Source organism: Polyangium sorediatum (genome assembly GCF_029946465.1).
In the GTDB taxonomy this organism is placed as follows: Bacteria; Myxococcota_A; Polyangia; order Polyangiales; family Polyangiaceae; genus Polyangium; species Polyangium fumosum.
In genome coordinates this window covers 1-12196 of the sequence record NZ_JARZHI010000134.1, presented here as the reverse complement: position 1 = coordinate 12196, position 12196 = coordinate 1, and the positions used below count along the sequence as shown (strand labels likewise).

The window sequence follows — 12196 nt, the reverse complement described above, 5'->3', positions numbered from 1 at the left end:
CGCCGCCGCCCGTGCCGCCCGTGCCGCCCGTGCCGCCGCCGCCCACACCGCCCTCGCCGCCGGTGCCGCCCGTGCCGCCCGTGCCGCCCGTGCCGCCCGTGCCCGTCGGGTTCCCCGGGTTCGGGTCGGTCCCGCAAGCCACCCCCAAAGAAGAGAGCCCCGCGATCACGAGGGGCCAAATCCAAGCTCGTCCGATTCGCATGCTCGAAGCTCCTTCACGCCAGACGCGGCGTGTTCGATTCCTTCACTCGGCAGCGAGAGGCCCCATGCCCCGACCTCGCGGGCGCCGGGGCCTCTACGCAAGGCGACATCATCATGGCTCGCATTTGCCCTTTTTGCACGACAAGCCCGCCGCGCAATCGCTGGGCAGGTGGCACCCGCCATCCATTCCTGGTCCGCACTTGTTCGGGCAGCTCCCGCCGCAATCTAGGCCGGTCTCATCGCCGTTCTTGATATTATCCGAGCAGGTGGGCGCCTGGCAGATCTTCGGATTTCCGATGCACTGCCCATCGCCTTCACAATCGGAGCGCAGGGCGCATTTCAGCCCGGCGGCGCAGGGCGCGCAAGGGCCACCGCAATCCACGTCTGTCTCGACGTTGGGCACGACCCCATCCTGACTATTGTTCGAACAATGCAGCGGGACGCATTTGCCAATCTCCTCCACGCACTGCGCTCCGGGGCACTGGCTATCTTCCATGCAATCGATGCAGAGGAGACCGATGCAAGTGGCGAGCTTGTTCCACGTCGTCGTGCACTGCACCGGGCCGGCAGGCTTCGGAGCATTCCACGCATTGCAACCATCCAAATAGCAGGGGTTCCCCCAGTCGTACTCGTCACCAGAGATACCAACCTCCGTGATGGCGCCATCCGCGGAGCACTCCCGCTGCTTGCAATCGCCATAGACCTGCGTGCCGACGGGCGTGCCCGGCATGTTCACGGTCGCCCATTCGCATGTCCCGGCGTTGCACGTGCCGCCGCTCCGGCATTCGCCAGCCATGCATTCGGAATCGATCATGCACTCGGACATCCCGCCCGTGCCGCCCGTGCCGTCCGTCCCGCCGTCCTTCCCGCCCGACCCACCGTCAGGCGAACTATCGAAGAAGTAAGTGTCGAACTCCACGCACCCCATCGGCACGGAGAGGGCAGACGCGAGAGCGAGCGGAACGACCAAGAGCCAAGACATTCGGTTCATCGAAGGCTTCTCCCTGCCCCGCCCGGCGCCCGCAGGCTCTCCCGGGTAGTTCGTCGGGACACGTCACCGATGATGCTAGCGAATCGTGCTCGGCAACGCGAGCCTCCGGCGAACTTCCAGCCGGGATCCGGCGCGGAGGCGGCGCGGCCCACGAGGGCGCCGGGTTTCACCGCGTCGCGGCCCCCACGCGCGGACGGGCCGGATTGACGCGGAGAAATCACCCAGGTAGCCCTTCCAGAGCCGCACCCCGCCGGGCGGCGAGAAGCGAACCGCGTGGCCGAATCCGTCCTCCGTCCCGCCGCAGAGGTGCTCTTTCGCGAGGAGCTCGACGCCCTCGCCGCCGCCGACACACACCCGAAGCCGCGCGGCTTCCGGCTCTCGCCGCGGATGATCCGGACGTTCATCCTGGGCTCGGGCGAGGCGAAGCTCCCGCGGCCCGGCGGCGCCGGCGAGATCGCCGTCACCCAAAAATTCTTCGGGGACGACGCGCTCGTCGAGCGCGCGATCGTGACCCTCGCCTCGCCGCGCGCGCTCCTGCTCGTCGGCGAGCCGGGCACGGCGAAGTCGATGCTCTCGGAGCTGCTCGCCGCGGCCGCGACCGGGACGAGCCTGCTCACGGTCCAAGGCAGCGCCGCCACGACCGAGGATCAGATCAAGTACACCTGGAACTACGCGCTGCTCCTGGCGAAGGGCCCGGTGCGGGAGGCGCTCGTGCCCTCGCCGCTCTTCGCCGCGATGCGCGAGGGCCGGATCGCGCGCTTCGAGGAGCTGACGCGTTGCCCCGTGGAGGTGCAGGACAGCCTCGTGGGCATCCTGTCCGACAAGGTGCTCCGCGTGCCCGAGCTCGAAGGTGAGGACGGGATCCTCTTCGCGCGCGCAGGCTTCAACCTGATCGCGACGGCGAACGCGCGCGACCGCGGCGTGAACGAGATGAGCGCGGCGCTCCGGCGCAGGTTCAACTTCGAGTCGGTGCGGCCGATCCGCGATCCACGCGTGGAGATGGCGCTCGTCGAGCGCGAGGTGCAAACGCAGCTCGCGGCGGCGGGGGCGAGCGTGCCCGTGCCCCAGGACGCCGTGGAGCTCGTGGTGACGACGTTCCAGGAGCTCCGCGCGGGGCGGAGCCGCGAGGGCGTGCACCTCGACAGGCCCGAGGCGCCGCTGTCGACGGCCGAGGCGATCGCGACGTTGCACGCCGCCGCCCTGCACGCGCACTACTACGGGACGGGCAGGCTCGGCGCCGAGGAGGTGGCCTCGCACCTCGCCGGCGCGGCGACCCTGGACGCGGCCGAGGACACGGCGAAGCTCGAACGGTACGTCGAGACGGTCGTGCGGGATCGGGCGGCGCGGCACGGCGGCCCCTGGGGCGCGCTCCTCGAAGCGTGGCGCAAGATCGGCCGCGAGCGATGACCCTCGGAGACCTCGGGGCGCCGAAGGAGACGCGCGCCGAGGTCGCCAAGCGGCTCGGGTTGTCGACCTCGCTCGCCTTTTTTCCCGTGCGCCACCAGAGCCCGACGTGCGCGGCGAAGCTCGAAGCGTTCCTGCCGCGCTTCGCGCCCGACGTGATCCTCGTCGAGCTGCCCGCGCCGTTCGAGGAGCACCTCGAAGCGCTGCTCGATCCGGAGAGCCGCGCGCCCTTCGCGCTCTGCGCGATGACCGAAGGCAAGAGCCCGCGCTTCGTCGCGCGGCGCGACGAGATCCGCGCCGCCGAGGCGCCGCGATCCCGGGCGTATTACCCGTTCTGCGACTACTCGCCCGAGCTCGTGGCGCTGCGCTACGCGAAGGCGCGCGGCGCCGAGGTGCGCTTCATCGATCGGCTCTCGCCGCTGCCCGAGGAGGAAACGGACGCGGGCGAGGACGATCTCCCCTCGGCGGAGCGAGCGCTCGGCGAGCGGCTCGGGCAAGACGCGGGCGCGTGGTTCGGGCGCAGCCGGTTCACGGCCGCGCTCTGCGTGCGGGCAGGCGCGCGCGACTTCGACGAGTTGTGGGAGGCGCTCTTCGAGCAGGGAGGCTGGGACGCGAGCCCCGAGGGCTGGGCGCTCGCGGTGGGCGCCTACGCGCTCGCGACGCGGCGGACGTTCGGGCAGGAGGAGCTCGAAGCGGACGGGACGTTGTTTCGCGAGCGGTTCATGGCGGCGAAGATCGCGGAGGCGGCGGCGCAACGAGGCAAGCGCGTGCTCGTGGTGGCGGGGGCGCTGCACGTGGTCGCGCTCGGCAGCGCGCGCGAGACGCTGGCCGCGCTGCGGCCGGCGCCGAAGGACGACGTGGACGCGGAGGTGCGGCTCGTGCCGTACACGTTCCCGCGGCTCGACGCGCTGCTCGGCTACGCGCCCGGGATGAGCGGGCCCGCGTTCTACCAGCACGTGTGGGAGGCGCGGGCGGAGGCAGATCCCTTCGCGCAGGCGGCAGAGCGCGTGCTGCTCGAGACGATCCGGCGGGCGCGGACCGAGGGCGACGCGCTCGGCCCGGCCGACGCGATCGCGGCGCTCGCGTTCGCGCGGGAGCTCGCGTCGCTGCGGGGACGGCCGAAGATCGGGCGGGCCGAGGTGATCGAGGCCGCGACGAGCTGCTTCGTGAAAGGCGAGCTGCGGGTCTCGGGGCGGCGGGTGATCGCGGCGCTCGGCGAGGCGCTGCGCGGCAGCCGGATGGGCAAGCTCGGGCCAAAAGCAGGTCCGAGCCCGCTCACGCGGGACTTCCGGGAGACGGCCGAGGCGCTCGGGCTCTTGCCCTCGGCAGGGCCGCCGCGCGGGATCGAGCTCTCGCTCGCGACGTCGAAGAAGGCGCGGCGGTGCTCGTGGTTCTTGCATCGCGCGGCGTGGCTCGGGCTCGGGTTCGCGACGCAGGTCGGCGGAGGCGACGTGGAGGGGTTTGGGGCGAAGGGCGCCGAAGGCGACCCAAAGCCCCAAGCGTTTACCACGCTCGAGGCGACGACGGAGCGCTGGACCGTGGCCTACGCGCCGGAGGTGGACGCGCGGCTCCTGGAGCTCGCGGCGGAGGGGGCGAGCGTGGAGGAGGCGGCCGCGCGGCAGCTCGCGCGCGCGGCGCGGGAAGGCGAAGGCCGCGCGGGGGCGATCGCGGCGTGCGTGGGTCGAGGCGTGCGGATGGGCCTCGAAGGGATCTGCCAGCGGCTCGCGCCGGCGCTGAAGGCGGCGATCCACGCAGACGAGGATCCACGCTCGCTCCTCGAAGCGGCGCGGAGGCTCCGGCGCGTGCGGGCGCAACGCGCGCGGCTCGGCCTCCCCAAGGCGGCGTGGCTCGACGCGCTCGGGCGTGCCGCGTACGAGGCGGGGGCGCGCGGGCTCGGGCGGCTCGCGCAGACGTCGGGGGCGCGGGCCTCGGAGGTGCCAGCGCTGCTCATGGATCTCGGGGGCGCGACGCTCGCGGACGACGGGATGGGCCCCGCGCGCGAGCTCGTGCTGGCAAAGGCGCGCGCGGCGCGGGAGATCGCGCGGGCGACGTCGCCGCTCGTGCTGGGGGCGCTCGACGGGCTGCTCGTGAGCCTCGGCGCGGGGCACGGCACGGAGCTCGGCGCGCATTTCGAGGCAGCGCGAGGACGGCCCGAGGCCAAGGGCGCGTACCTCGAAGGCCTGCTCGCGCTCTCGCCGCGCGCGTTGCTCGACGAGCCATCGCTGCTCGAAGCGCTCATCGCGCACGTGTCCTCGGGCAGCTTCGAGGGCTTCCTCGCGTCACTCCCGTCCCTGCGCCGCGCCCTCACGCGGCTCGGCCCTCGGGAACTCGAAGAGATCTCTTCCCGCGCCGCGAAGCTGCTCGGCCTCGGCGCCGCAGAGGCGCGGATCGTCTCGCCCTTGCCACCCGAGGAGGTGGCGCGGCTCTCGGCGTGGGAGCTTCGCTGGCTCGAAGCCGAGGCGGCGTGGGCAAGCCCGGCCCCGGAGCCGAATCGCTGACGTGGCGCCTCGCGCGCGGATACGATGCGGGGCGAGGTGACGACGTGAGCGGAACGAAGAGAAGCTTGGCAACGCTGCTGGCCGCAGCGCTGCTCGCCGCCGGAGCGGTCGCATCGGCGGACGTGGTCGCCGACGGGCCCACGCGCGAGCAGATCCGCGCGATTCGTCCAGTGCGCGAGGGCAAGAAGGAGCTGCGCGAGGCCCCCAAAGCAGGCGCAGACGCGAAGGAGCTCCGCGAGGACAAGAAAGAGATCGGCGAGGACAAGAAGGAACCCCGCGAGGAACGCAAAGCGAAGCGCCAGACGAAGCGCGAGGCGAAGCGCAAGGAGCTACGCGAGAAGTGGGGCGACGTGCTGAAGCAGCCGGACGCGCGCGCCGAGCTGAAGGTGCACGCCCGGCGAGCGGCGCGGCTCGCGCAGGCGCGGAAGGTCGCAGACGCCGACGGCAAGGAGGCGCTCGTCGCGCGGATCGACAAGCTCGTCGAGAAAGAAAACGCGCGTCACCAGCGCGTGATGGACCGGCTGAAGGAGAAGGCTCCGGGAGGTGCGCCGTGAAGAACACCATGCTCGCGTGCCTCGTGGCGCTCGTCCTCGCCGCAGGCTGTGAACAGAAGAAGGAAGAAGCCCCCGCCGCCCCCCCGACGCCGCCCAAGCCAGCCGCAGAGCTACCGAGGCCGCCCGTAGGAATCGCGCCGCCCGTCGAGGAAAAAGCAGCCGCAGAGGACGATCTTCCGACACCGGAAGATTTCGAGGAGGAAGCCGAGAAGGACATCGCCTCCACGAACGTCGAGGCCGAAGTCGACAAGCTCGAAAAGGAGATCGGCGAGTGACGAGCCCCGCGCCCGCCAAGCCCCGAGCCCCGCTCGACGCGCTCCGATCGCTTTGCTACCCCTCTCTACGATGAGCGCGCTCAAGGTCGGAGATCACGCGCCGGAGATCGACGCACAGACGAGCGCCGGCAACCGGTTCGTCCTCTCCAAACAAGAGGGGCTGTGCACCGTCGTGTACTTCTTCCCGAAGGCCTTCACGCCCGTATGCACAGGTGAGACCGCAGCCTTCCGGGACAACTACAACGAGCTCTTGCTGGCCGGCGCAAACCTCGTCGGCGTGAGCACGGACGACATCGACACGCAGTGCAAGTTCGCCGGCGACCTCCACGTGCCCTTCCCGCTCATCGGAGACGCCGACAAGCAGATCGCCCGCGCCTACGACGTGCTCTGGCCGGTCGTGGGGGTGGCGCAGCGATACACGTTCGTCGTGAGCCCGACGATGGTCATCGAGGCCGTCTTCCACCACGAACTCAGCGCGCAGAAGCACCGGGACGACGTGCTGCGCTTCGTCCACGCGAAGTTCGAAGCGCATCGCGTCTAGCCCCAAAGCCATGGGTCTCCTTCGGGAGGCGCGGAGCTGGGGCGTCGCCCCAGGCCCCACCAGGGGTTGTCCACCCCTGGACCCGGACCAGCGAGGCGCTGGACCCGGGGACGATGAACTGCGCGATGCGCAGTTCATCGAACGGCCGCAAGCAAGACAGGCGATGACGACGCCCACCAAGGCGGCAGGGCTGCAGGTTCAAGCGGCCACGTATGTGCCATTGGCTTGGAACACAGCTCGACAGGCGGTGTCGGAGCTCGTCCTCGTGTGTTCGGCGCCGTGACGCGTCACGTCGCCGCGCGAGACCTCCGGGCACGAAGCCGAACAAGGTGCGTCGGCGCGACAGGGCGAGCGTCTCGCCGCCGGACACGGAGCGAGGCGTGGTCCCGGTGGAAGGTCGAGCGTGAAGGCACGGTCCGGCGGCGCCCGAGGGGCCTTGTCGAGCGGCCGAACACGCACCGTCAGACGCCTCCGGGCCTTGTCGCGGGGGACGACCGACGAGGGTCCAGGCCAACGTCAGGGGGGGCGCACCACGGACCTCAGGCCCTCGCCAAGCGGAGGCATCCATCACGCCGCCGAACACGCGCCGTCGACAGCCGAGGGCACATGTTCGGCTGGAGCATGGATCTCCTCGTGGGCCGTCGCAGCGAGTCACGGCCCCAGACGCCGTGGAGGCTGTTCGCCCCTCGCCTGAAACCAGGCACGAGCCGGATCCGGGGGAGGATGAACGGCGCTGTTTGCGGTTCTTCCACGCGGCCGGCGGCAAGACCCTGGAGGTGTTTTGCGATCGGGCCACGGGCGCGTGGCTCCGAGGGGGCGTGCGCGCGGGCTAGACCGTTCCGGTCTTCTTGCGCTCGCGCTTCTCGCGCTTGGCGACAACCGCGGCGGCGCGCTTGGCCATGATCTCGGGCGTAGGCGCACGGCCGGGCAGCGGGGGCTGATCGTCGTGGTGCTCTTCGATCGCGCCAGGCTCGTAGCCGAGCTCGAAGATCGCGACCTCGCGTTGACCTCGATCGCCGAGGCGAATCGGCATGACGGACGCGCCGATGCCCGCGCCGACGTACACCGCGCCGCGGTGCGCGCCGCCGCTCCTGCGGCTGCCGTAGAGGCCGTGCACGTAGCGGTGCCCCGCGAGCTTGCCGATCGAGAGCTCGTGCAAGCGGGCAAGCGTGACCTGGCCCGCGTGGGTGTGGCCGGACAGGACGAGCGGGACGTCGCCCAAGGCCCAGAGCCCGTCGGCCTCTTCGGCGATGTGGGACATGGCGATCGTCGGCAGATCCCGGCGCAGGCCCTTCAAGGCCTCGTCCCTGCGCGCATGGCCGGTGTACGCGTCGTCCAGGCCGACGACCTGGAGCATCTGGTGGCGCAAGCCGATGAGGGTGTGGCGGTTGTCGAGGACCTCGACGCCGCCGCGCCGCAGGGCCCCTCGCACCTCGTCCGCGCCGGACCAGTAGTCGTGGTTGCCGAGCACCGCCATCACGGGCGCCTCGAAGCGCCGCACGAGGGCCTCCAGGCGGTCGAGGTACTGCTGGCTGTGGCACACGAAATCGCCCGTGAGCAGGACGAGGTCGGGCTTCTCCGCGTTGGTCAGCTCGACGGCTGCGAGCTGCACGGCCCACGGGGTCACGCGGCCGACGTGGAGGTCGGTCAGGTGCGCGATGCGCAGGTGGGAGAGGTGTTCGGTGTAGTGCGCGGGGCCCGCGAAGCGCCGGACCTGGATGCGCGTCTTGGCGCGGTCGACGGCCGCAGGCGGGACGACGGTCTCATCCCCGGGCAGGTGGCCGCGGTACCGCTCGAGGAGCAAGCCTTCAGAGGGAGGGGTGCTCGACACGAGGGATCAGTATAAGGCGCGCGAGCACACAAGCTATTGCTTTTGCCCGGGATTCGCCGCTCGCTCGCGCGAGGATCCCGAGGCCTCCAGGCCTTTCGTGGTGTCCACTTTACCCACGGGGGACCGTCGTTTAGCGTCCCGAAGCTGCGGATGGCGGAGCGGGAATGGCGCGGTGCCCCCGAGAGGGCGAGGGCGTTCGCGGAGAAGCCGTGGCTCCGCGTGTTCCTCGTCGGGATGTTGCTCGTCGCGGCCTCGTTTTTGCTTCGGCCCGGCGCCGAAACGCCGAAGAAGACGACGTGGGAGGATCTGCTCCTCCCGCTCGCGCCGGGCGTGGTCGTCGCGCGGGGGTATCACCTGTCTCCGCCGCGGCGAGGCGAGGAGCAGGACGTGATCTTCACGGCGCGGCGCGAGGCCGGGCCGGAAGGACCTGCAGGGCGGATCGAGCTGCACGTCGTGGAGCGGGGGCAATGGCCCGGCGTGCGCGAGACGAAGAGCTTCGGCGTGGCGTACGAGACGCCGCGATCCACGGCGCCGACCGAGGACCAGGAAGCCGTGACGCAGGCGCTGCGCGACGCGATCGACCGGAACGACACGGGGCTCGGCCCGCCCACGTCGATCCCGCTCGCGGCGGAGCCGGAGCTGCCGCTCCTGGGGCGCGTGCTCGGGCGGCTCGTGGGGTTCCGCAGGATCGTGGTGCCGGCGCTGCTCGCGCTCGCGATGGGGCTGCTCGGATCGCTCCCGCGTGGCGACGCGCTCGTCGCGGCTTCGCTCTTGGCTCTCGGGCTCGTGCTGCGGGCGCTGCACCTCGACATGCCGTTCGTGCACGACCAGGACGTGCAACGTCTCTTCACGGGATCGCTGCCGCTCGGCGAGATCCTGACGGGCAAGGGGCTCGAGGATCGGCACCCGCCGCTCTGGTTCGTCGTGCTGCACGTCGCGGGCAAGTTCGGGGACTCCGAGGCGGTCCTGCGCGCGCCGGCGGTGATCGCGGGGGCGCTCGTCGCGCCGGCGATCGTGTGGGGCGCGCGGCTCGTGCGCGGGCGCGCAGGGCCGCTCGGGGCGATCGCGGCGCTCCTCGTGGCCGTGAGCCCGGGTTTCGTCGTGCACGCGCGGGAGGTGAGCGAGATCCCGCTGTTCGGGCTGCTCGTCGTGGTGACGTGCGCGCTCGCGGCGCGGCTCGCGGAGAAGCCTTCGCGGGCGGCGCGGATCGGGCTCGCGGCGTCGACGGCGCTCCTCGCGTGGACGTATTACCTCGCGCCGCTGGTGATCGCGGGCGTGCTCCTCGGGCTCGTCGCAGCACGCAAGCCGCTGCGGAGCGTGGCCCTGCCGATCGGCGTGGGGGCCGCGCTCGGCGCGCCGGCGCTCGTCCTGCTCGGCGTGACCGTCGTGCGCGATCACGGCGCGCGTGAGGTCGCCGAGCGATTCCCGGACCTCGCGTGGGGCAGCCACGCGCCGATCCCGATGCTCCTCGGTCTGCTCGGCGAAACGGTGTCGTGCGTGGGTCCCGGGGTGCCGTTCCTCGTGGGAACCGCCGTGATGTTCGAGCTCCGGACGCGGCGAAACGTGGGGCCCATGGTGGCCGTGGGCGCGGCGCTCGTGACCGCGATCGGCATCACGCTCGCCGCGAAGGTGGCGCGCGTGCAGACCTATTACTTCGTCGCCGTGGCCCCGGCGCTCGCGTTCGCGCTCGCGGTCGCGCCGCACCGGTACATCCCGACATGGGCCTGGTCGCTCTTCGGCGGCGCCTCGTTGTCGTTGCTGTTTTCCATGGGCGCCCCTCGCGCGCACCGCCCCTACGTGCCCGACGCGGACGCGTTCATGCCTCGCTTCGCCGCGATCGCCGCGAGCCGGTCGGAGCGACGTATCGTCACGGTCGCGCATTACGACGCGACCCTGCTCGTGTACTACCTCCAGCGCGCGGCGAACGCGCCCGTTGCGTGGCCACGGACCGAGGTCTCGGGCGAGTTCCTCCTGGAGCCAGCAGGCCGCCGGATCCTGCCGCTCGTGCAGGTGCATCGGATGGACGAGGCCACGAAGGAAGCAGCGCGGGACCACCTGCTCCGGGCGATCGCCGAAGGACCGACGCTCGTGATCGAGCGGGACGCGTTCGTCCTCGCGCAGGTGCACGACGTGCTCGCGCGGTGCGAGGTGCTGAGCGAGGCGCCGTCGGCGCGGCTCGTTTCGTGCGGGGGAGGCGCGCGATGACGCAGGGCGCGGACGAAAAGAAGCGCGAGGCGGCGCGGCGGCTGCGCCTGCTCTTCGGGCGCTTCGCGGACAGCTCGCTCGGCAGCCCCCTCGAAGGCGACGAGGTGCTGCTGCGGATCGACGAGGATCTTTCGTTCCTCTACGACCGCGCGTTCCGGCGCGGCCCCTCGCAGGGCGCGCGCGGCGCCGGCCTCGGGCCGAGCGTGCTCCGGCCTTCGACGTGGCTCGCGAGCGTGGAGGAGCTCTTCCCGCCCGAGGCGCGTGTGGTGATGGAAGAAGACGCGGCGGCGCGGCACGGGCTCGCGGCGCTGCTCGAAGATCCCGCGGCGCTCGCCTCGGTGACGCCCTCGCCCGCGATCCTCGCGCTCCTCGTGCGGCTGCGCGGGCAGATCCCGGAGGCCTCGCTCCCCGCGGCGCGGCGCCTCATCGAGGAGGCCGTGCGGGATCTCTCGCGCGCGCTCGCGAAGGAGCTCGCCCCTGCGCTCACCGGCTCGTCCGGGCCGCGGCGCCGGACGAACCTGCGCGTCCTCGCGAACCTCGACGCGCGGCGCACGGTGCGCGAGAACCTCCGGCACTACGACCGCGCGCGCGGCGTGCTCGGCGTCGAGCGGCTCGTCTTCCGGCGGCGGCTCGCGCGGCAGTCGCGCATGAGGCTCGTCGTCCTGCTCGATCAGAGCGGCTCGATGGTGGACAGCGTGGTGCAAGCGGCGATCCTCGCGGCGATCTTCGCGTCGGTCCCGTCGATCGATCTGCGCCTCATCGCGTTCGACACGCACGTGGTGGACATGACGGAGATCGCCGGGGATCCGGTGGAGGTGCTCTTCTCGCTCCAGCTCGGCGGCGGGACGCTCCTCTCGCGGGCCGTGGGCTACGCGGCGACGCTGGTCGCGGAGCCGCGGCGCACGCTCGTCGTGTTGATCTCGGACTTCCGCGAGGGAGGCGCGCTCGGCGCGCTCGTGACGCGGGTGAAGGATCTGCTCGACGCCGGGGTGACGGTGCTCGGGCTCGTGGCCCTCGGCGACAAGGGCGCGGGCGGCTTCGACCGGCGCGTGACCGGGGCGCTCGCGGCGCTCGGCATGCCGATCGGCGCCATGACGCCGCGGGAGCTCGCGGCCTGGGTCGGGCGTCACGTGCGAGGGGGCGAGACGTGACGAGCCGCCGGGAAGCGCCGGCCGGGATGCGTCGCGCGGCGGCGCGGACCGAGCTCGTGGCCACGCCGATGGGCGACTGCGCCGTGCGCATCGGCGGCGCGACGGTCACGTGGCGGGAGGGGCGCGCCCGGTGTGATTGCCCGATGGGGGACGCGCCCGCGTGCCTGCATCGGCTGGTCGCGCGCGGCGACGAACGGACGCGGGATCTCGGCCGGCGCGCGGCCCCCACGGTGCCCCCGGCCGCCCCGTTCCCCGAGCCCACGAAGGCAGAGCCGCTCCCCGCCGAGGACGCGGCGCGGTTCGCGCCGATCCTGGCCGAGGTGGACGTGCTCCTGGCGGAGGTCGTGACGCTCGGCTTGCGGCGCGCGGCGCGTGTCTCGGCGGATCGGGTGCGTGAGCTCGCCGCGCGCGCGACGGCGATGCGCCCACGCGCGCGCGGGCCCCGGGATGCGGGGCTCGGCAGGCTCGCGCGGGCCCTCGATCGGCTCGCGGCGCTCTTGCCCGCGCTCGAGGGCCCGGACGCGGGCGCGGCCGAGGCGGACGCG

9 protein-coding genes and 2 pseudogenes are annotated in these 12196 nt (G+C 72.3%); 8 read left to right on the top strand and 3 right to left on the bottom strand.

The window, feature by feature from the left end:
* Together QHF89_RS48955 and QHF89_RS48950 are read right to left on the bottom strand one after the other, a co-directional pair.
* Positions 1-202: pseudogene (locus QHF89_RS48955) on the bottom strand (hypothetical protein); the annotation flags it as partial.
* Between the two features lie 111 nt (positions 203-313).
* Positions 314-1192 carry a hypothetical protein gene (locus QHF89_RS48950; protein WP_136968242.1) on the bottom strand — a complete coding sequence of 293 codons (879 nt, stop codon included), beginning with the start codon at positions 1190-1192 and terminating at the stop codon, positions 314-316.
* A 273-nt stretch (positions 1193-1465) separates the two neighbouring features.
* On the opposite strand from QHF89_RS48950, the gene QHF89_RS48945 reads away from it, so the two are divergent.
* From QHF89_RS48945 to QHF89_RS48925, 5 genes are all read left to right on the top strand, one after another.
* Positions 1466-2599: an ATP-binding protein gene (locus tag QHF89_RS48945; protein WP_136968241.1), complete on the top strand. Its 1134-nt coding sequence runs from the start codon at positions 1466-1468 to the stop codon at positions 2597-2599.
* The gene (locus QHF89_RS48940; protein WP_136968240.1) at positions 2596-5094 is read left to right on the top strand and encodes a DUF5682 family protein; all 2499 of its coding nucleotides are present in this window, start codon (positions 2596-2598) and stop codon (positions 5092-5094) included. The genes QHF89_RS48945 and QHF89_RS48940 overlap by 4 nt, the downstream gene beginning before the upstream one ends.
* A 65-nt stretch (positions 5095-5159) precedes the next feature.
* Positions 5160-5648, top strand: a complete 489-nt coding sequence (locus QHF89_RS48935) for a hypothetical protein (RefSeq protein ID WP_136968239.1) — start codon at positions 5160-5162, stop codon at positions 5646-5648.
* Entirely contained in the window at positions 5645-5923 is a 279-nt protein-coding gene (locus QHF89_RS48930; protein WP_136968238.1) for a hypothetical protein, read from the top strand. Before QHF89_RS48935 ends, QHF89_RS48930 begins: the two co-directional genes overlap by 4 nt.
* Before the next feature lie 70 nt (positions 5924-5993).
* Positions 5994-6464, top strand: a complete 471-nt coding sequence (locus tag QHF89_RS48925; protein ID WP_136968237.1) for a peroxiredoxin family protein — start codon at positions 5994-5996, stop codon at positions 6462-6464.
* 829 nt (positions 6465-7293) lie between these two features.
* Here QHF89_RS48925 and QHF89_RS48920 read toward each other — a convergent pair.
* Positions 7294-8295, bottom strand: a complete 1002-nt coding sequence (locus QHF89_RS48920; RefSeq protein WP_284721974.1) for a metallophosphoesterase — start codon at positions 8293-8295, stop codon at positions 7294-7296.
* Between the two features lie 150 nt (positions 8296-8445).
* On the opposite strand from QHF89_RS48920, the gene QHF89_RS48915 reads away from it, so the two are divergent.
* The 3 genes and pseudogenes from QHF89_RS48915 to QHF89_RS48905 all read left to right on the top strand — a co-directional run.
* Positions 8446-10500 (top strand): glycosyltransferase family 39 protein, encoded by a 2055-nt coding sequence (locus QHF89_RS48915; RefSeq protein WP_136968236.1) that lies wholly within the window; start codon positions 8446-8448, stop codon positions 10498-10500.
* Positions 10497-11651 (top strand): VWA domain-containing protein, encoded by a 1155-nt coding sequence (locus tag QHF89_RS48910; RefSeq protein ID WP_284721973.1) that lies wholly within the window; start codon positions 10497-10499, stop codon positions 11649-11651. The genes QHF89_RS48915 and QHF89_RS48910 overlap by 4 nt, the downstream gene beginning before the upstream one ends.
* Positions 11648-12196, top strand: a pseudogene (locus QHF89_RS48905) (hypothetical protein); the annotation flags it as partial. The gene QHF89_RS48910 and the pseudogene QHF89_RS48905, both read left to right, overlap by 4 nt.